General features: G+C 59.6%; 20 protein-coding genes, 1 tRNA gene and 2 pseudogenes. 7 read left to right on the plus strand and 16 right to left on the minus strand.

Going from position 1 to position 19,172, the window contains the following annotated elements:
• Positions 1–4: 4 nt before the first annotated feature.
• Positions 5–862 carry an outer membrane protein gene (locus HNP60_RS07845; RefSeq protein WP_184152235.1) on the plus strand — a complete coding sequence of 286 codons (858 nt, stop codon included), beginning with the start codon at positions 5–7 and terminating at the stop codon, positions 860–862.
• A gap of 115 nt (positions 863–977) precedes the next feature.
• On the opposite strand, the gene HNP60_RS07850 is transcribed toward HNP60_RS07845, so the two are convergent.
• On the minus strand, positions 978–1,679 hold the full coding sequence (locus HNP60_RS07850; RefSeq protein WP_184152238.1) for a GcrA family cell cycle regulator: 702 nt from the start codon (positions 1,677–1,679) through the stop codon (positions 978–980).
• 125 nt (positions 1,680–1,804) lie between these two features.
• Here HNP60_RS07850 and HNP60_RS07855 point away from each other — a divergent pair, with 125 nt between their 5' ends.
• On the plus strand, positions 1,805–2,647 hold the full coding sequence (locus tag HNP60_RS07855; RefSeq protein ID WP_184152246.1) for an ABC transporter permease: 843 nt from the start codon (positions 1,805–1,807) through the stop codon (positions 2,645–2,647).
• A 48-nt stretch (positions 2,648–2,695) separates the two neighbouring features.
• Here HNP60_RS07855 and hspQ read toward each other — a convergent pair whose 3' ends face one another.
• Complete coding sequence (gene hspQ, locus HNP60_RS07860) at positions 2,696–3,106, minus strand: heat shock protein HspQ (RefSeq protein ID WP_014075905.1); 411 nt, start codon at positions 3,104–3,106, stop codon at positions 2,696–2,698.
• 145 nt (positions 3,107–3,251) lie between these two features.
• Here hspQ and HNP60_RS07865 point away from each other — a divergent pair.
• Positions 3,252–3,341 (plus strand) — tRNA-Ser (locus HNP60_RS07865).
• Between the two features lie 541 nt (positions 3,342–3,882).
• On the opposite strand, the pseudogene HNP60_RS20295 reads toward HNP60_RS07865, so the two are convergent.
• From HNP60_RS20295 to HNP60_RS20180, 4 genes and pseudogenes are all read right to left on the minus strand, one after another.
• Positions 3,883–4,857: pseudogene (locus HNP60_RS20295) on the minus strand (recombinase family protein); the annotation flags it as partial.
• On the minus strand, positions 4,854–5,150 hold the full coding sequence (locus HNP60_RS07880) for a hypothetical protein (RefSeq protein ID WP_184152247.1): 297 nt from the start codon (positions 5,148–5,150) through the stop codon (positions 4,854–4,856). The pseudogene HNP60_RS20295 and the gene HNP60_RS07880, both read right to left, overlap by 4 nt.
• 337 nt (positions 5,151–5,487) lie before the next feature.
• Complete coding sequence (locus HNP60_RS07885) at positions 5,488–5,808, minus strand: recombinase family protein (RefSeq protein WP_420825223.1); 321 nt, start codon at positions 5,806–5,808, stop codon at positions 5,488–5,490.
• A complete protein-coding gene (locus HNP60_RS20180; RefSeq protein WP_338056699.1) occupies positions 5,783–6,028 on the minus strand; it encodes a recombinase family protein in 246 nt (81 codons plus the stop codon). The genes HNP60_RS07885 and HNP60_RS20180 overlap by 26 nt, the downstream gene beginning before the upstream one ends.
• A 188-nt stretch (positions 6,029–6,216) precedes the next feature.
• Between HNP60_RS20180 and HNP60_RS07890 the strand changes: the two genes are divergently transcribed.
• On the plus strand, positions 6,217–6,597 hold the full coding sequence (locus HNP60_RS07890) for a hypothetical protein (protein ID WP_184152248.1): 381 nt from the start codon (positions 6,217–6,219) through the stop codon (positions 6,595–6,597).
• Positions 6,598–6,791: 194 nt separating this feature from the next.
• Complete coding sequence (locus tag HNP60_RS07895; RefSeq protein ID WP_184152249.1) at positions 6,792–7,847, plus strand: hypothetical protein; 1,056 nt, start codon at positions 6,792–6,794, stop codon at positions 7,845–7,847.
• Between the two features lie 30 nt (positions 7,848–7,877).
• On the opposite strand, the gene HNP60_RS07900 is transcribed toward HNP60_RS07895, so the two are convergent.
• The 3 genes and pseudogenes from HNP60_RS07900 to HNP60_RS07910 form a co-directional block, all read right to left on the minus strand.
• Positions 7,878–8,516, minus strand: coding sequence for a hypothetical protein (locus tag HNP60_RS07900; protein ID WP_184152250.1), 639 nt, complete (start codon positions 8,514–8,516; stop codon positions 7,878–7,880).
• Positions 8,497–9,588, minus strand: a complete 1,092-nt coding sequence (locus tag HNP60_RS07905) for a nucleotidyl transferase AbiEii/AbiGii toxin family protein (RefSeq protein ID WP_184152252.1) — start codon at positions 9,586–9,588, stop codon at positions 8,497–8,499. The genes HNP60_RS07900 and HNP60_RS07905 overlap by 20 nt, the downstream gene beginning before the upstream one ends.
• Positions 9,581–10,190 (minus strand): annotated as a pseudogene (locus HNP60_RS07910) (DUF6088 family protein). Before HNP60_RS07910 ends, HNP60_RS07905 begins: the two are co-directional and overlap by 8 nt.
• Before the next feature lie 435 nt (positions 10,191–10,625).
• Between HNP60_RS07910 and HNP60_RS07915 the strand changes: the two are divergent.
• Positions 10,626–10,835 (plus strand): hypothetical protein, encoded by a 210-nt coding sequence (locus tag HNP60_RS07915; RefSeq protein WP_184152253.1) that lies wholly within the window; start codon positions 10,626–10,628, stop codon positions 10,833–10,835.
• A 16-nt stretch (positions 10,836–10,851) separates the two neighbouring features.
• Here the strand turns inward: HNP60_RS07915 and HNP60_RS07920 are convergent, their stop codons facing one another.
• Positions 10,852–11,022 carry a hypothetical protein gene (locus HNP60_RS07920; RefSeq protein WP_184152255.1) on the minus strand — a complete coding sequence of 57 codons (171 nt, stop codon included), beginning with the start codon at positions 11,020–11,022 and terminating at the stop codon, positions 10,852–10,854.
• 451 nt (positions 11,023–11,473) lie between these two features.
• On the opposite strand from HNP60_RS07920, the gene HNP60_RS07925 reads away from it, so the two are divergent.
• Positions 11,474–12,196 carry a hypothetical protein gene (locus HNP60_RS07925; RefSeq protein WP_184215023.1) on the plus strand — a complete coding sequence of 241 codons (723 nt, stop codon included), beginning with the start codon at positions 11,474–11,476 and terminating at the stop codon, positions 12,194–12,196.
• Positions 12,197–12,226: 30 nt separating this feature from the next.
• Here the strand turns inward: HNP60_RS07925 and HNP60_RS07930 are convergent, their stop codons facing one another.
• From HNP60_RS07930 to HNP60_RS07955, 6 genes are all read right to left on the minus strand, one after another.
• Entirely contained in the window at positions 12,227–13,510 is a 1,284-nt protein-coding gene (locus tag HNP60_RS07930) for a relaxase/mobilization nuclease domain-containing protein (protein ID WP_184152259.1), read from the minus strand.
• The gene (gene mobC / locus HNP60_RS07935) at positions 13,507–13,875 is read right to left on the minus strand and encodes a plasmid mobilization relaxosome protein MobC (RefSeq protein WP_184152261.1); all 369 of its coding nucleotides are present in this window, start codon (positions 13,873–13,875) and stop codon (positions 13,507–13,509) included. Before mobC ends, HNP60_RS07930 begins: the two co-directional genes overlap by 4 nt.
• Before the next feature lie 272 nt (positions 13,876–14,147).
• On the minus strand, positions 14,148–15,278 hold the full coding sequence (locus tag HNP60_RS07940; protein ID WP_184152263.1) for a glycosyltransferase family 4 protein: 1,131 nt from the start codon (positions 15,276–15,278) through the stop codon (positions 14,148–14,150).
• Position 15,279: 1 nt separating this feature from the next.
• Positions 15,280–16,281 carry an NAD-dependent epimerase/dehydratase family protein gene (locus HNP60_RS07945; protein ID WP_184152265.1) on the minus strand — a complete coding sequence of 334 codons (1,002 nt, stop codon included), beginning with the start codon at positions 16,279–16,281 and terminating at the stop codon, positions 15,280–15,282.
• A gap of 15 nt (positions 16,282–16,296) precedes the next feature.
• Positions 16,297–18,276 (minus strand): acyltransferase family protein, encoded by a 1,980-nt coding sequence (locus HNP60_RS07950; protein ID WP_184152267.1) that lies wholly within the window; start codon positions 18,274–18,276, stop codon positions 16,297–16,299.
• Between the two features lie 127 nt (positions 18,277–18,403).
• Positions 18,404–19,162, minus strand: a complete 759-nt coding sequence (locus tag HNP60_RS07955) for a methyltransferase domain-containing protein (protein ID WP_184152270.1) — start codon at positions 19,160–19,162, stop codon at positions 18,404–18,406.
• Positions 19,163–19,172: the final 10 nt, after the last annotated feature.

A 19,172-nucleotide genomic window follows, 5' to 3' on the forward strand; every position in this document is an offset into this window, starting at 1 on the left:
TATCATGAAGACATCATTGTTTGCGTCATTATCGGCCGTGCTGATCGCTGGCTCGGCCGTGCCGGCGCTTGCACAGCAGGGAGACGCGACCCGGGACTGGACCGGGCCATATGTGGGGGGATCTCTGGGACTGAGCTGGCAACCGAATTTCGACCGTGACACGCTGGAACGCCTGACCTTCGATACGAATGGCGACGGCAATTTCGGCGACACGGTCTTCACGCCCACGGGTGGCGATGCGTTCAGCCCTGGCTTCTGTCGCGGCCGGGCCTATGGCGCGACGCCCGGCTCATGCGGCGGCGATAAGGACAAGCGCGTCGCCTGGTCGATCCATGCCGGCTATGACATGCAGTTCGGCAACATCGTGGTCGGCGGTATCGTCGAAGGTGGCCGCTCCATGATCGGCAATGCCGTCAGTGGCTTCAGCACGACGCCCGCCAGCTATGTGATGGCGCGCCGGATCGACTGGGACGCCAATGCCCGGCTGCGCGCCGGCTATGCGCTCGGCACCGGCACGCTCGTCTACGGCACCGGCGGCCTTGCTTATGCCAAGGTGAAGAACAACTTCGCCACCAGCAACACGTTCAACAGCTTCACCGAGAGCAACACCAGCGCGGATGAATGGGGCTGGACGGCCGGCGGCGGCGTGGAACAGCGCATTACCGACAATTTCTCGCTCGGCGTGCTGTATCGCTACACGCGCTTCAACACCGACGGCCACACGGTCCGCGCGGGCCAGGGCTCGCCGGCCTCGACCACCAATCCGTTCGTCATCACGCCGGCGGGTTATACCGACATCCAGCGCACCAACGACGTGTTCGATCACCAGACCGTGCGCGTGACGGCGAGCTATCGCTTCTGAGGCAAGCCGCGCCATGAGGGGTAGGTGGAGGGCTGAGCCTTTCCACCTCCTCCAGCGGGCAAAAGAAAAGGGGCCGTCCAGCGGCCCCTTTTTCATGTTCAGATGCGGGCGCGCATCAACGCACGCGCGGGCCACCATAAGGCAAGGGCGGGGGCGGGCGGCGGGTGCCGCGCGGAAGTTGCGCCTGATAAGCGCGCCCGCAATGCTCGACGCAATAAGGGAAGCCGGGATTCACCTTTTCGCCGCAGAAATGGAAGTCCGGCTCCCCCGGATGGCCGAGCGGCCATTTGCAGATCCGCTCGTTGAGATCCAGCAGGCTGGTCTTGTCGGCGATCTCGGCGCTGGGCTTGGCCGGCACGAGCCGACGCGGCGGAGCGGGCGGAATGGGCTGCTGCATGTCGCCCGGGCCCTGCCGCAGGAAGCCGCCGGGGCCCACGGATACGATCCGCGGCTGGGGCGGCGGCGGCGCCGCTTCGGAGGCGGCGACGGGTGCGGGGGCAGCAGGCTGCGGCGCAGGCCGCGCTTCCACCACCGGGGGTGCCTTGGGCTGGGGCCGCGCGGCGCGGCTTTCCTCGACCGGCGCGGGCTCGGCCTTGGCTGGCGCGGCGGCGGCCTTGCGGGCCTGCGGCGTCGCGGCAGGCTTGGCCGGATCGGTGGCCTTGACCGGGGAGGGGCGGGCCTGAAGCCCCAGGCGATGGGCCTTGCCGATCACGGCATTGCGGCTCACGCCGCCCAGTTCCTCGGCGATCTGACTGGCGGTCATACCGCGTTCCCACATCTGCCTGAGCTGCTCGATGCGTTCGTCTGTCCAGGACATGACTATTCCTTCTCGTGAAGCAGGCCATATGGGGGCGAGCACTCAAAAGGTCAAATGACCAGTGCATGGCGCGCGCCGCCCGCTGACCGGTTGCCGATCGAAACGGGACGCGATAGGGGCGGTGCATGGCCGACCAGAACCCGCTGCCCTCTTCCGCATCCCTCATCCGGCACGAGCCCGGCGTTCCGGTGATCCGCAACGTCAACTGGGCCGGCATGAACGCGCTCTACATGAAGGAAGTGCGCCGGTTCATGAAGGTCCAGCTGCAGACCGTCTGGGCTCCGGCGCTGACGACCCTGCTGTTCCTGGTGATCTTTACCGTCGCGCTGGGGCGCGGCGGCCTGCAGGTCATGGGCGTGCCCTTCGCCGATTTCGTGGCACCCGGGCTCATCATCATGGGGATGGTGCAGAACAGCTTCCAGAATTCCACGACTGCCCTGCTTTCCGCGAAAGTGCAGGGCACCATCGTGGATTATCTGATGCCGCCCATCTCCTCGGGCGAACTGCTCTTCGCGCTTGTGGCCTCGTCGGTCACCCGATCGCTGTTCGTGGGGTTCACCATCTGGGTCGCGATGATGTTCTGGCCCGGCGTCAATGTCATGCCCCATCATCTCTGGGCGGTTCTCTTCTTCGGCATCGCCGGATCGGCCATGCTCGCGCTGCTGGGCATCCTCACCGCCATCTGGGCCGAGAAATTCGATCATGCCGCCGCCGTCGGCAATTTCGTGGTGGCGCCGCTCTCGCTGCTGTCCGGCACATTCTATTCCATGGATCATGTGGCGCCGGTCTTCCGGGCTATCAGCCATGTGAACCCGTTCTTCTATGCCATCTCGGGCTTTCGCTACGGCTTCCTGGCAGCGGCCGATTCGCCGCTGGCGGTCGGCGTTGCGGTGATGCTGGGGCTCAATCTCGCGCTGGCGCTGATCTGCTATCGCGGGCTGAGGCAGGGCTGGAAGATCAAGGCCTGAGCGCAGCCAGCGATCGCCCGCAGCGGGCGGCGCTTCATCCCTGCCGAATCAGTGCCAGCGACTGGCGCCCAGCGCATAGCCTCCGTCGGCCTTCCGCTCGAACAGCGCATCGATCGCCGGATGATCGATCGGATCCCCGGTCTCGTCCGCCACCAGATTCTGCTGGCTGACATAAGCGACATAGCTGGATTCGCCGTTATCCGCGAACAGATGGTAGAAAGGCTGGTCGCGGGGCGGACGGGCGGCCACCGGAATCGCCTCATACCATTCCTCGCTGTTGGCGAAGACCGGATCGATATCGAACACCACACCGCGAAAGCCGAACATGCGGTGCCGCACTGTGTCCCCGATCCGGAAACGGGCATGCGCGATGCGTGGCGCCGCGCCGAGCGCACCCGGAAGGGCCGCCGCAAGCTCGGGAGGAATGGCGTTGCGCTTGTCGTTGGGCGATTGCTTCATGTGACATGATTTAGTGCGGCTTCGACCAAGCGCAAGTTTTACCGCGCGGGGCGCTTGGCAAACCGAAGATCATCCGCTAACAGCGCGCGCTCAGCATCCGCCGGACGGGCCGCCAGGCGCGTCATTCACGGCAACATGCCTCTGCGGAGAGGTGGCTGAGTGGTCGAAAGCACCGCACTCGAAATGCGGCATACGGGCAACTGTATCGAGGGTTCGAATCCCTCCCTCTCCGCCAAATTACTTTTCGGGTTGCAGGCAGCCGTCAACACCTTGAACGGTAAGGACATTTCAGGGGTTTGAACACCCTCATTCCAATCATATTCGAGATGAGAGTCTAACGTCAGTTTCAGCACGATACGCTTGTCCTCGAACGTGCCATTTTGCCATAGTTTCCAAGGGTTTCCGATGAACTCAAAAGCGGTTCGAAAAGTCGCGTCATAGTCTGGCGCGACAGTACCGCAACGCGCCGTCCTTTCCGCGACAATGAGCTTCTCGCGCTCCAGCTTTTCAATCTCGTGCTCGTATCTTTTGATGACGGTTGCGCTCTCTGCTGCCATCACGCGATCCAGCATCATCGAAATCTTCTTTTCCATTGCCGCGACTTCCAGACGAAGTGCTGCGCGAATCTGGTTTAATTTCGCGCTCGCCTCATCCCAGCGTTTGCGGAAAAGCTTGGAGAACAGATTGAAAAGTTCCTCGCTGGGCGTGAGCTTACCCAGCATCTTTTCGAAAGCGCCTTCGACAGTCTCCCGCTTCACAGACTTGCCAAACTTCTCACAGCCACGATGGCGGCAGATATAATAGGCGAACCGCTTGCCGTGCCTTCCACGGCTCCAGTTCGCAGTCATGGGATGGCTACAGCAGCCACAGGTCACAAATCCTCTCATCGGGAAATCAACATGCACGTCTGCCCGCGCAGGTGCGCGTGGTTTGCCAAACAGACGCTCCTGATTCCGCTGGTATGTTTCGAGCGAAATCACGCCTTCATGCTGCCCCTTGCGGAACGACACTTCCCAGACTTTGCTTTCGATATATCCCGCGTAAAGCGGATAGGTCAGAATGCGATTGACCTGCTCATTCGTCAGGTGGCCGTGGCGGCACAGCGGAAACTGCGGATGCGCTTCGAAGAAGCGTTTCAGCTCCGCTTGCGAGGTGAAGCGCCCACTGGCGAAACCTTCCAGCCCCTCGCCGATGATCGTCGCCACAGGCTCGTCACGAACAAGAATGCTTCCGCCGCCCGAACTGCGCTGATAGCGATAGCCGAGCGGAGGATTGTGAACCCAATATCCGTTGAGCATTCTCGACCGCATCCGGTTCTTGGCCTGCTCTCCGTTTTTGCGCCGCGCGTGCTCAGCGACGCTTGCAAGCAGATGCTCGACAAGCACGCTATCTGAATCCGTTCCGAACTCGATGGATGGGCTTTCGAGCAAGCCGCCAGCGGATGAAATTTCCGCTCGAAGCTTGATATGCGCCTCGATGCCACGGGCCAGACGCGAAATGTCGTCGATGATGACGACGAGATTGTCCTTGCGGTTCTTTTTCAGGAAGGCGAGCATTTGCAGCATTGCCGGACGACCGACCATCGAGCCGGACATGTCGTCGCTAAAAACGCGGACAATCTCATAGGAACGGAACTTCGCAAATTCGCGGCAGCGCGTTTCCTGACTATCGAGGCCATTGCCTTCGCGAGCCTGCTTTTTGGTGCTTACGCGGCGGTATATCACCGCCTTCTGCTGTGTGTTTATGCTCATGTCGCTAAATACTTTGCCCCTCTTTTGTAGGGCCTCAATGTGTTGATCGCGCCCTCGTCATCGAGGTCAACAGGTCCGTCTATGCCGGAAGACAAGAGATTAGCACAAGTTTTTCCACCATTGAAAGCATAGTTTGCACGCGCTGATAACGAAAGCTGGACCGCAGAAAAGCCGAACGCCTGTTCGATAAATGAGATTGCGATGGCATCAAGAAAGCGGATCAGATCATCTTTGCCAGTGTCCGAAACGTTCAGGGTCGCGATCTCCACGCGAAGCTCATGCATCTCTTCCATCGTTAGCGGTTTCATCAAACACCCTCCACCGCTTGCGCGGCGCTCAATTGAGCCATGAGAGAGATTGATTTATCCCGTCGCCATTCACCTGCCGGGGGAATAGCGGTCAACATGTTCGCATCGAGCCAATTGTTTTTTATGAACGCGAGCCACCGCGCATCTTATAATTTTTACTTCAAGGTTCACGCGTAGCGAGAAACCGAAGCTTATAGCTCAAGCATAACATGGCGCAGTTGTAAGATGCAAATTGTTGATTTATATCAATAATTGGTAATGTCTGAAAAACGTGTGGCGCGTGTGTCGGCATTTATTACAGTTGTACCTGATTATGCCTGCATCAAAGATGACGATACAGTGTGGACCTCCCAACGCCGATTATCCTCGCGGCTTCATCCTTCTTAACGCCGGAGTGAATTAAACGGCGGGCTTCCAAAATCTGATGAGCGTTCATTGCCGGAGTGCGGCCAAGCCTTATGCCTCTCGCCTTTGCCGCAGCAAGGCCTGCGCGAGTGCGCTCCACGATGGCGTTGCGCTCAAAATCCGAAAACACGCTCATCAAACGGAAGACGATCTCGCCGACATTGCTCGACGTGTCGATACCTTCGGAAAGCGAAATCAGATTCACGCCGCGCTCACGCAGTTCGTCGCCGATTTCCACGAGGTGACGAAAATTTCTTCCAAGGCGATCCAGCCGCCAGACAACGAGCTGATCGCCCGCGTTCAGCGCTGCCAGTGCCTTGTCGAGGGCCGGGCCGCTTGCGTGATTTGCCGCTAAGCTTGTCGGTGAAGATGCGCGCACATCCAGAAGCGCGCAGCGCGTCGAGTTGAAGATTCAGCGACTGGTCGTCAGTTGAGACACGCGCATAGCCAATTCGCACAGCTTCCGTTCCGCCGCCGATCAGGGCTTCGGCGGCTGTTTCAAAATTGGTGGTTTATGAGATGGTCCTTATCCCGTCCTTGTTGAGAACAGGAAAGACCAGTCTGTTGAATAAAACACTATCATCTTCCATCCCTGAACAAAAGCTGACGGGAGTCCCGAATTCCACCGTTAACGGGACCGCGATTTATGTTCCTGCGCTCTTCTGGACTTGTGTTTGTATCGCTGATTTTTTTCTCATCTCCCGCCATTGCGCTTGAGCCGGGTCAATGCGGTCCAGCCGCCGAGATACAGGCTGCCCTGAAGGCCGAAGGTCAGGTTCCGGTCGTGATCGGCAACCGCGTGACGACGCGCAAGGATCGGCCCGTCAATATCTTCACCGCAAACAGCAGCGGCGTGGGTTACTCACTTGAAGGCGACGCGCCACAGGGGCAAAAATCCAAAACAGTATGTGTCGGCGTCCGCTATCGCGATCTCCGTCTTAATGACATCAATTCCCCCGTCGTTCCTGCATGGGCGCTGATCGGCAATGACGTTCGGACATGCGTTGAAGCTTTACGACCGATCTAAGCTGATCGCGGAGCAAGACACTAAGGGAAAGTGGAAAACGCGGATCGCGGCCATTTCAAAACGAATGCGTGCATATGATCCGGAGTTCATACCCGATGACGCGCTGCTCCCGCTGATGCGCTTTCTCTTCCCGGAGGTTGAGAAGAATACCTCAGCCTATCTCGATAAATTCTTACAACGCGGAACATAAAAGAATGGATGATTTGACCGCCGAGAATGCGCCGGAGGATTTTGATCTTACCTGTTGGTACATCAATCAGCGCCGCGTCGCCGAACTGGTGAATAGCGTCCCTCACATCGCTGCCGGGAATGACCATTTACGCCATCTCGCGACCTTGAGCGCGTTCAAGGACTTGATGACGGACTGGCTAAAGATCACAAAACCGCCATCGCTCGGCCAGTTGCTTATGGCGGATGTGCTCCGAAAGGGTAGCTTTTTCACATTCTACACCAATTTCTTTTGCCGGGGTCTGGGCGAAGTCGGAAAGGCGCTGGAGAAAGGAAAGATGCCGGTCCCGCAGGCGGAAGCCTACGCCAAGCTCGATGACTTCCGCCCCGGTTGGAAAGTGACCTTCCGGTTCAGCCACGACCATTTCACTTCGAATTCGTCATGGTCTGAGTTGCAAGGGCAAAAGCGCCTTCTGATCGCCGGTGCCGTCACGCATATTGAAGGCAATGTGATCCACGCAATCCCGTGGATCATCGCCAATCCAGTTCCAAGCTGGACGAAGCCCAGAAGCCTAATTGGCAGTCAATGGGATAACAGGCTGGAAGTGTTCATCGAGCAGATCGACAACTTCTCGAAGGCCCATGACCTTAGAAGGGCGAGATCCAAAAAAGCTTTGGATGCGCTCAAGGACATTCCCGAGAAGGCAGTGAAGGAAGCCTTCGCCGAAATCATCGGCGAGGCCGCTGTGCCCAAGGACTGGGGCGGCGAAAAATCAGACCTGTTCACAACTAGCCTCACCATCGACAGCCGCAGGATATCGACTGCCTTTGCGTTCAAAGGACCGGCGAAATTTCATCCGATGAAGATGAAGGATTTGGGCGCGAACGGCGACCAGATCGACCGCCTGTTTTCCGAGCCTGCCGATCTGTTGATCCTTCAGCATTGTCACGAAATCGAGAACCCGGTGAGAGCGGCAATGCGTGCCTATGCCCAGCGAATGGGCGACCTGCGGACCTTCTGTCTCATTGATGGCTTCGACACGCTGCGTATTCTACAAGCCTACGGCAAATGTGGGCTTTGAAATATGCCTTCGAACAGAACAGGCGATCCGTCAGAGATCACACACCCATGATTCCGGCGGATGCTCAAGATAGCTGACGTGAACGTTGAAATGCTCGCCGACCGACTCCTTCATGCGCTCCATCGCGGCCCGGTTGCCATCGGTGATCTCAAATACCATTGGATGCGTTTTCTTACTGTTCGCGCTCCATAGCGGCGGAACCATCATATTCCCTTGGCATGATATCCACGCCAGCCGGTAGTGGGCGATTAGATCGGTGCGAGTCCTATTCCAGAATTCATCGTCATGCCCGCGAAAGCGCGATTGAGCATGACGGAGATTGTCCAGATGCTTTTCGCAATATCTGACGAGAGATGCGGGGACGGGCGTATGATAGCCTTCCAATACTTCGCCGTCGCCAAGCTCGAATGTCAGTTTCGCAATGAGTTTGCCGCCTGAAATCTTGGCGATTTTACTGCGGTTCTCGCCTAGCCTGTAGGGGCGCAGTTTTTGCCCCTTATAGGCGCTAAGATGCTCGATATACTCTGCCTGCCGCGCCTCGACACAGCAGCGGAGTTCCAGCGCGGCATAGAAAAGCGCGGCTTTCGTACCATCCAGCACGCGTTCCCGAGCACGGCGAAGATAGGACGATGCGGACACGCCATAGGTTTCAGGTTCTTGATGGGTCATTGAGTTTCGCTTCGAGCGCGACGATCCCCGCGAGCAGATCATCGAAGGTTGGCGGATCGACCATGAACATTTCGGCCATCGCCGCGTAATCCTGTTTCAGCTTGGCCACCGTTTCATCGGACGGCGTGAGGCGTAGCGACCCGAACGTCGCCGTTTCATATGACGCCGACTTATCAGTAAACATCAGGCTCTTGTTCCGCACAACCAGTTCAAGCAGATCAGGCCTCGCCAGTGCTTCATCTGCGACACCGCTCCCCGCGAGCATCAGCGTGTCGTAATAGTGCCGAGACATGCCATCGCGCAGCTTGCCGTTGTGATGCAGAGCGTGGAGGATCGTCGCCTTCTCCCAGAAGGTGCGGATGACAGCCAGCGTGGCAAGTTCGCACGCGGCATCAGGCAATTCGTCAGGAAACACTTCCGCCAGATAGGGCCTGACGCTTTTCGTTTCCGCAGGCTCCGTTTCGCCCCGCGCCCCAAATTCGAGCTTTATTCGGGGCTTGATGTAGGCACTGTAATTTTCAGTGACTATCAGATGGCCGGCCTCTGTTGTTATCGGAATGCCCTGCTCTGTCGTTATGATACCGCTCTGTATCGCGCCGGGATAGTTGAACAGCAGCGTTTGCGCGTCGGTGTCCTCGGGATCGAGCGTGATGCTCCATCCTTCCGCCGTGCCCAGCGCGGCTTCAATCTCCCGCGTCAGCACGGGCATGACGACGGTTGCGACATATTGCTGCGCGGCCTGTTTCAACGCCTTCGAGCGCCGGTCGCGTTCCTTGCCACTAACGCCATCTTCCATCGGCGAGTTCACATCGCACACGAGCGGAGCCGTGCGGGCGATGGTCAGGTCTATATCTTCGGAAAAGCGGTGAATTATGCCGTAGGCTTTGGAAAGCGACGTGCCGCCCTTGAATGTCAGTTGCCCGGCGAGGTCCGGGCAGCTCGCCAGCCGTTTGAGCGTCCAGCAGACCCAGAAATCCTTTTCGATGATGACAGGCGTGAGATTGAGGCGGTTGGCGGCTTCCTCGATATAGGCTCGGCGATCCGCCGCCGCTCTGTGGGCGAAATCATCCATTCTTTGCCGCTCCGATTTTCAGCACGATATCGCCCATCCACCCCGGCATTTGCGGGCGCGAGGCGATAAGCGCCTTCATATCGCGGTCGTCGAGCCGGTCGGCGAAGCGTTGGATGGTGTCGGCGTCGATATTGTTTCGGCCTAAATGCGCCATCGCCTGCACAATCGAATTGGCGCGGTCGGATGCCTTATCGAGCAGCGGCGCGCGCGCATGCTTCAGTGCAAGCGTTCGGGCCTGCCACCTTCTTGATCCGCGAAGGTCCGGTTGTCGCATAGGTGGCGCGAGCGGGAACCTGAGTCGAAAGCCCCAGATTGTTCGCGGCAGTAGCGCCCGAGACGAACACCTTGTCCCGGCTCTGCGTGGATACGGCCTGCGCGAGGCTATCCGCATCGGGACTTAGCGCCCCGAGCTTGGCATGAAGTCGCGGATAGTCATATAGGCCGCGCCCGATGCGCCGGATCGCGCTCGATTTTGTCAGGCGTGAAAGCGCCACATCGACCGCGCCTCGTGCGCCAAGGTCAATGAAATCCCGAGGGGTGAACACCCACCCACGGCCCTTGCCGCGTATGCGGTTCATGATCTTGTCGGCTATGGCAGACATGGTTTCGCTCTCTTTTCCTGTTAGATAATACCACAGATATTTCTAACAAGAAAGCTTCATGAAAATGGCGATAAAAGTCTGATTTTAGACGACTATTGGAGGTTTGTGGCCATATAGTACCTCCGAATCCTTAGGTGCATCACGATAGCAGCCGCCATCATTTGCCGCGCCGGAGAGGTCATTCGGGGGAAACGTCGAGTTCGGAATTATCGCCCCTTCTCCCTGTCGGAGGCAGGACCATCCCATCGGTTCTTGCATGGGGTTTTTCCCGCGAACGCGCCGCCGTTCAAGGCTTCTCCCTTCCGCGCTTCGCTTGTGCAGGTCCGAACCACAGGTGGCTTCGCCATCCTTTGATCGGCGGCTTATCCGTTCGCTCCGCCTGTCTCCCCATGAACCGAAGGAATGGTCCTTCGGAGCAACAGACAGGAGAACGAAATGCCCGATACCAATTCTAACAACCGCCCGACCCACCGGCTCTACACGGTCAATGGCGAGAGTGATAACGCCCGCTGGACCGACATCGGCGTTGCATGGGCCACACGCGACGGGAAGGGCTTCACGCTGAGCCTCAATGCCCTTCCGCTCAACGGTCGCGTCGTCATGCGCGTCAACGATAGCAAGGAAGAAAGGAAGGGGCGCCGATAGCGCCCCTTTATCGTCGCTATGGGGACGGACGGCGGTTTGCGCGTTCGGCTTGGATCATCGCGAGCAGCGATTGCGCCGAGGCTAGGTCCGACTTGGCGGCGGAAAGACCGAGCGTTGCCTGCTGAAACAGCGCGGCAAGCTGAGCGTCGGATTTCTTTGCCAGATCGCCTTTGGTCATTTTGAACATGGATTCCTCCTGTTTGTCTTGCGCCGCTCCCGATGGGCCGCGTTGAGGAGGAAAAATCAGTCCGCATGAATGAGGTGCATTGCCCGCAATCGAAACGGACGTGGAGAAGGCTGCTCACACGCCTTGCACCCATCACCATTCATCGGGCGATACGAACGTAACCAGCGACCCGACGGGGCGGAAAAGACACAGGTAGAAAAACGGTTAAAGGGAAAAGCGAAAAGACCAGAGAAATGTCGGATGTAAGGCTCAGGGTAAGCCTATTGCGCCAATACAGATGAAGAGAAAGTAGCCAAATTTGATTGGCTCCGTGATATCGAGCTCCAAAGCATATTCCGATGATGTATGATTGTAATTTACAATACGGCACTCTGTTGCCATCTTTGATATAAATGAGATATAATATTTTTGTTAATATTAATCCACTAATGTATCGTCACAGTTATATTCAATGCATTATAAACGGTCGCGCTCGTCCGGAAATGTCCTTTTTATCATTTTGCTCGCAGTCGCTCTCTTCGCAGCACTTTCGTATACGGTCACAAGCTCGACACGCGGAGGCGGTAAAAGCTCCTCAAAAGAAAAGGGGCTAAGTGATATAGCGGTTATACAACAGTATGCCGCATCAATTAATAGCGCGATTTCAAGATTAATGATCAGTAACGGGTGTGATGAAAGCAAATTGAATTTTTATTCAGATAAATTTGTCTATTCATCGGATTATATGAATAATAGCTCTCCAACAGACAAAAGCTGCAATATTTTTGATTCCGCAGGAGGAAACATTATTTGGCAGAAGCCTCCAGTATCGTCGCAGGTTCTAGGGGGTGTAGAGTATGCTTTTTCAGCTAATAACAACTTTAATAACATTGGATTGCCCGCTTGCGATAGAACAGAACTTGTCATGTATATAATAATAATCGAAGAAATGTGTATTTCCGTTAATGAAAAAATCGGAATTTTCAACACTGGCGGCAATCCTCCTCAAACAGCAACCACAAATGTTCCAATTATACCTAATTCTAATTATCGGGCCTTCAAGGGAGTATTTTCTTGCGGATCTTTATTGGGCGCTGGCACATCAGCACCAGAAATATCTGGTCGGATGCATGGCTGCTTTTATCATTCAGCTTATAATAAATATTATTATTATGAAATACTCATGCCACGATAGAAACATGTAAAGCGGTTGTCACAAAGCTCGCTAACGCCCCAGTTCGGGGCCACGAGACGTGAGCCGAATACGAACCGCGCCGTCCCTGTCGAATTGTTCATCGCGCGTCATGCGGCGATAATGGGCTGCGTCCCGATAGAGACCGAGCAACTGCCGCGCTTGGCGTTCGCGCTCCTGCGCGATTTGCGATTGCAGCCCTTGGCGTTCCTTCAACTGTGACTGAACAAGATCGTGACGCTGGGCGCGATCACGTTGCAGCCCGAAGAAGGCTTCCATCTCATTTTGTTTGCGCACCTTGAAATAGCGTCCGGTCAGAATGTCCCAGACCCCTTTTGCGCCCGTGCGCACTCGGGCCGAGCGTTCCCGTTGTTCGCCTTGCAGCCGTTCACGCTGCATCCGGTCGAGCTTCTGCCGCTCGGCCTTATGCGCTTCCTTCATCACCCGCTTCTGCTCGTTGAGCGGCTTCATCGCATTGACGGCAATGCGCTTGGCTTCCGAGATATAGCGTGACAGTCGCTGTGCGACCGTTGCGCCGATATGGCGGACGGTATCGGCGACCGACCGCAACTCTTTCGGATCGCCGAGGCGAGCGGACACTTCCTTGGTTTTCTTGTCCACCATCCGCGCGATGGCGAAGACTTCGCCTTCAATAGATACGGCGACATGACCGCGCCTGTCGCCTTGCGCCAGAAACAGGCCGCGCTCTTCCAGAGCCTTGGCGAAGGCAGGACCATTATCCGACATCGCCCAGCATTCCTGAATCGTTGCCTTGACCTCACGGGCATCAAGGCCAGCCCGTTTTGCCTGCTGCCATTCGGCAAGTGTGAAATTGCGCGGATCGCGCAATCTGGAATCCCGAAAACCTTCCGGTATCTGCCAGCCGTTTTCGAGATAGAGTTCCTTGGCGATGGCGTTGAGCGTCCGCTTGAAGAACGGCAGCGGCTTTGCGGTCATCGTGTCCGCATCAATCCGCGACCATACCGCATGATCATGACGGCGGCCTTCCTTCTCATGGAAGACGATCATGCGCGGCTGACCCTTGAGGCCCAGCCGTTCTTCGATCATCTCACACGCCTTCTCGAATACCTCGACCCGAACGGACTCCGTGGACGGCGGGTTGAGCGACACTGAAAACAGGAACTGCTTGCACTTCGTGCCCTTGGACAGGGCATAGGCTTCCTTCATCGCACCCATGAGATCGTCGGACACGAAGCCGCTGACCTCGTGGATTTCGACATGCTCGTTCTCTTCGGTCTTCATTAGGTGAAGGCCAAGCTGTTTCGCGCCGCTGCGTTGGGATGCCTTGAGGATCATGGTTCAACCTCAAGGTTCAGGGCTTGGATCAAGAGGCTGCGGATTTCATGGACTTCGGCAAGCGCTTCCATCAACGCCGCTTCCGTGTCCGGCGTAACGGGTAAGCTGCCCGTATTTGCTGAACGCGCGAGCTGGTTCAGATTAGACGACAGCCGCGACTGACCGAGCTTGCCTAAAACCTGCGCCAAAGCCTGATGGTCCTTGACCGGAGCCTTGCCTCGCCGACGCGGGGGTGGATTATCGGAATCGAAAAGGCGGGACTGGATATAGCCGCCAAGCGACATATCCCCCGCATCGCGTTCCAATTGAGCGCGTTGCTCAAAAGTGAGCCGGAGCGAGAATGGGGCTGGGCGCTTCGTCGCCATTCCGCCCCCCTCTTACGCTATCTTGCGCCTCCGCCCGACAGCCGGACGGCTATCGCACGGGGCGCTTCCATCCTTCCGTTCATTGGTGTTCTGGGCTTGTTTGCAACCGAGGCTCGAATGCTGAAGAACGTCGTTCCATTTCTTCAGCATTTCGGTAAGATGGTTCGAACCTGCTCCCAGCAGGTCCGCCACTTCATCATCAGACGCTGGTTTGTGCCAGATCGAACGATGGTGTCGTTTGCCAGATCTGGGGATCGGCGCCCCCGTAGCGTTTACGAGACCGTGCGCGTCGTCCGCAACGGAAGATGATCGAAATAAGCGGAAATGACTGCCTGCTCATCGAATGACGCTTCGGCGCGGGCGCGGGCGGCGCGGCCCATCGCGATGCGGGCGTCCGGGGAGAGGGCAAGGAAGCGTTCGAGTTCCGCGACAAGCGCGTCCCGGTCCCGAGGCGCGCAGATGAAGCCGGTTCGCCCGGGATCGACTGCGTCCCGGCAGCCCGGCATGTCGGTGGTGATGACCGGGCGACCGGTGGCGGCTGCTTCCAGCAGGACGCGCGGCGTCCCTTCCCGATACCATGAGGGGAGCACGACGCAGTCAGCCGAGGCTAGCGCCGGGCGGACATCCTCGGTCTGGCCCAGATAGTCGATCACGCCTTCGCGCACCCAATCCTCGATCTGCGCGAGAGGAATGCCCGATCGACTGGCGGGGTCCAGCGGACCCAGCAGCTGGAAACGCGCGTTCGGATGGCGGGCACGCACGGCGCGGGCAGCCTCGACGAAGAGACCGACGCCCTTGTCCCACAGCAGTCGGGCGACGAGCAGGAAGACGGTCGACGAGCCGCCCTGGGGCATGGGCTGCAGGGCGAAGCGCTGCAGGTCCACGCCCGAGCCGGGCAGGAGCCGGGCGCGATCCCCCTCGACCAGCCCGGCATCAAGGAAGATCGCGCGGTCATCGGGGTTCTGGAAGAAGACGGCGCGCGCCCGGGCGAAGGCAAGGCCGTACAGGCCGCGCACCAGCCGGTTCAGGGCGCCGGTATCGTTGAAGGCGGGCCCCAGCCCGGTGACATTGGGCACGAAGGATATTCCCAGCTGGCGGCAGGCGAGCCCGGCGTAGATATTATTCTTGATCGTGTAGCCGAAGACGATGTCCGGCCGCTCGCGGCGCAGGAAGCGATGGATGCGCCACAAAAGCGCCGTTTCCGCCAGTGGAGACGTGCCGTTGCGGTCCATCGGCAGGGGCTGGACGCGGCAGCCCATGGCTTCCAGCCGATCGCGATAGCCATCGGGCGGCGCGAGGACCACCACGTCGCAGCCATGCTCCAGCAGGGCATTCAGTAACCCCTGCCGGAAGTTCGCGATCTTGAAGCAGGTGTTGCCGGTCAGGACGACGCGCAGCTTCATGTCACGCTCCGTAATGGCCGCGATACCATTGGACGAAGCGCGCCACGCCCTCGCGCATGTCCGTGGCGGGCCGATAGCCGGTGAGGCGCTCGAGCAGGCTGCAATCGGCCCAGGTCGCCGGGACGTCGCCCGCCTGCATGGGCAGGAGATTGCGGATCGCCTTGCGGGCCGTGGCGGCTTCCACGGCATCGATGAAGTCCGACAGGCGCTCCTGGCGGGAATTGCCGATATTGACGATGCGCCATGGCGCCACCGGCGACAGGCTGTCGCCTTCCACAGCCAGCGCGGCGCCGGGAACGGCATCCATGAGCAGGCGGATGCCCCGCACGAGATCACCGACATAAGTGAAGTCCCGCCAGATCTCGCCGTGATTGTAGACGTCGATCGGATCGCCGTTCAGGATCGCCCGCGTGAACTTGAACAAGGCCATGTCTGGTCGGCCCCACGGGCCGTAGACCGTGAAGAACCGGAACATGGTGATCGGCAGGCCGTGGATATGGGCCCAGGCATGGCCCATGGCCTCATTGGCCTTCTTGGTGGCGGCATAGAAGGAGAGGGGCCAGTCGGCCTGATGGTCCTCGGCGTAGGGCAGAACGGTGTTGGCCCCGTAGACCGAGCTGGTGGATGCCATGAGCAGATGAGCGGGGCGCGCCGCCAGCGCGGCTTCCATCAGATTGAACGTGCCCACCATGTTCGCATCGACATAAGCGCGCGGGTTCTCGATCGAATAGCGCACGCCCGCCTGCGCAGCGAGATGGATGACGACGTCCGGCCGCGCGGCGGTCAGGGCCGTGCGCAGCGCCGCTTCATCTTCCAGCAATGCCTCGGTCCCGGTGAAGGCGGGGTGCTGGCGCAGGATGCGGTGGCGGCTCTGCTTGAGCGCGACGTCATAATAGTCCGTCAGCCCGTCATAGCCGCCGACTTCCCAACCTTCCTGCAGCAGCAGTTCCGCGAGATGGAATCCGATGAAGCCGGCGGTGCCGGTGATGAATGCGCGTTTCATGTGGTCTGTTCCGGATTAGTGGAGGGCCTGGCGGAAGAGAGGCGCCAGCCGCAGCGAGCCTCTCGTCGAGAGATGATCCTCGTCCGAATACCAGCCACCCTCATCATCGCCGGCGGGGCAGTGCCCATCGCGCTCGCAGAGCAGGACTGTGGGATCCACCAGCACCACGCCGGGGCGCCCCTGCGTCGCGAGCTGCAGGATGCGGACGGTGTTCTGATACCAGGCGGGATGCCCGAGGCCGCGTTGCGGCAGGCATGCACTTGTGGGATGGCCGAAACGGAGGGACCGGCCCATGCAGCCGGCGATCTCCGACTGCGCTTCAGGCCGCGGCATCGGCACGACGATGCGATCGGCACGCGGGCCCAGCGCTTCGAGCGTGCGGGAGAGCTCGCGGAAGAGGAACGAGCCCCGCAGCTTGTCATCGGAGGCTGGCGAGCGGCGAAGATCGTCCAGCACCGAGCCATACCAGCGCGCGCTGAGCACGACGGTGCTGAACCGCGCGCCGGAGAGGGACGTGGAAACATTGTCCAGGAAATGGCGGCAGAGGAGGTTGACGCGTCCGTTGCGGGCGGCGCTGTCCTGCAGGAACGGTGGACAGGAGAGGCGCGCGAACACCTCGAGGTCCACGCTATTCTCCGCGGCGATCTTCCGGAGCGGCGGGATCAGGTCCGTCGCGTGGGAATCCCCCAGGAGGAGCATCGGCCTGGCCTTCGGGACGCCAGCCCCGGGCGCGGGGAAGCGACAGGTGCCACCGGGGGGCGCCGCCGTCGCCAGCACGCCATTGAGGCAGACTTCCACTTCTTCGGGATCGTCGATGCGGGCCATATGCGCGCGGGTCGCGGCATCCTGGACCATACGCGCGCCGGGGGCGGACAGACCGATGACGCAGCCCAGCGCAACGATGCCGAAGCCGACGAACGCGACGATGCGCGCGTTTCGCCGCCAGGCATCGGTCACCGGCGTCGTCTGAAATCCGCCCGCCCGGAAGGGCTGCTCCACGAACCGCCAGCTGAGCACCGCGAGGAGGATGGAGGCCAGCACGAGGATGGCGGCTTCCCCGGGCGAAGGGGCGCGCATCGCCACGTAGACGAAGAAGGACAGGAGCGGCCAGTGCCAGAGGTAGAGCGAATAGGAAATCTTGCCGAAGAACACCATCGGCCGCGCCGCCAGCACGGACTTGACCGCCGACTGGATCCCGCCGCCGCCCAGGATGATCATGGCGGTGCCTGCGCAGGCCAGAACGAGGTTCGCATTGGGCGTCCGGCCCGCGACGCCCGGACTGAAAACCGCCCAGAGTACCAGTCCGAGGCCGGTGAGCAGCAGGCTGTGCCCAAGCCGGGAAGGAACAGTCCATCGCAAGCCGATCAATGCCATGACGGCGCCGAGGAGCAGCTCCCACGCGCGGAACGGCAGGAGGAAGAAAGTGTGGCTGGCGCCAAAGGGCACGAACCGCACCACCAGCTCGGCAGCGGCCAGCGAAATCAGCAGGGACCCGACGAAGACCGGCAGGAGCAGGGAAGGGAAGCGCCGTTTCAGGAACAGGAAGAGCAGCGGAAAGAAGATGTAGAATTGCTCTTCGACCGCGAGCGACCAGGTGTGAAGCAGGGGATTGAGCGCGGCTTCGCTCTCGAAATAGCCCGAGCGCGCCCAGAACACGAAATTGGCAAGGAAAGCGGAGGCGCCGGCCAGGCTCCAGCCATAGTTCTGGAAATCGAGCGGCAGGAGAATGAACCAGGCGGCCAGCGTGGTCGCCAGCAGCACCGCGAAAAGCGCGGGCAGCAGCCGCAGGACACGGCGAAGATAAAATGCCGCGAGCACTTGCCCCGTCGGCCGGTCGTCACCCGTCAGAATGCCGGTGATGAGATAACCCGAGATGACGAAGAAGATATCGACGCCGAGATAGCCGGAGGCGAAGCCGGGCAGATGCGCATGATAGCCGACCACGGCCAGCACCGCGATTGCCCTCAGCCCGTCAATTTCCTTTCTGTACTTCATATCCTCCGCTCCAGGCGCGATGCGCCACGGCTTCCTGACCGGCTTTCCGGGGGGTGATTGTTTCGAGGCTTGATCCGCGCCGTGCCTGGCAGGCTTTCGCGGTGGTCCGTCCGGAGCGGACGTGTCGTCAGGCGGTCAGGGGCTTGCGGAAAACCATCTCGAAGCTCTCGCAATAATCCTTGTCCGCGACATATTGGACGGTGCCGACAAGCCGCCACAGAAGGTAGAAGGGCAGGAAGAAGCTGAAATAAGTAGACCGGTAGGTCCGACGCTCGGCGATGACTTCCAGCCCTTGCGCGAGCGCCAGCCGGCGGATCTGGGAGGGCAGGCAGCGGTTATAGAATGCGGGAAAGCCATCGCCCTTCTTGTGAGGAAACACCGCATGCATCATCCGGCGCTTGGCCTCGTTGGGCAGGCGAAGATTGAGCTGGGCGAAGGCGGCCCTGCGGCAGGGGAGCCGGACGAAGCACTTGCCTCCCGGCGCGAGCAAGGCGGCAAGGCCGGCGATGGCGGCGGCGTTGTCGGTCACGTGCTCCAGCGTGCTCCGGCACACGATCAGATCAAAGCGCCCGAACTGCGCCGCGTCCGGCGCGCAGATGTCGAGCACGGCCGTCTCCGAATAAGTGGACGGCGGGGCGTTTTTCAGTTCTTCAGGGTCAAAGTCGAGACCGACATAGACCTTCCCGCCGGCATCGAGGCCGGCGATATAGGCATAAGGCTTCTTGCCGCCGCCCACATCGGCGACGCTATGGGCTTCCTCGAACATGGGCTTGAGTTCGTTCGGCGCGAGCGTGCCGATTTGCCGCGGCGGATATGGAACCAACCGGTCGAACTGCCGGGCGAGCCATGAATTTGCCGCGGCAAAACGCGAGATGATGCTTGCCATGGGAATGCTC

This window comes from Sphingobium lignivorans (assembly GCF_014203955.1).
GTDB classification, from domain to species: Bacteria; Pseudomonadota; Alphaproteobacteria; order Sphingomonadales; family Sphingomonadaceae; genus Sphingobium; species Sphingobium lignivorans.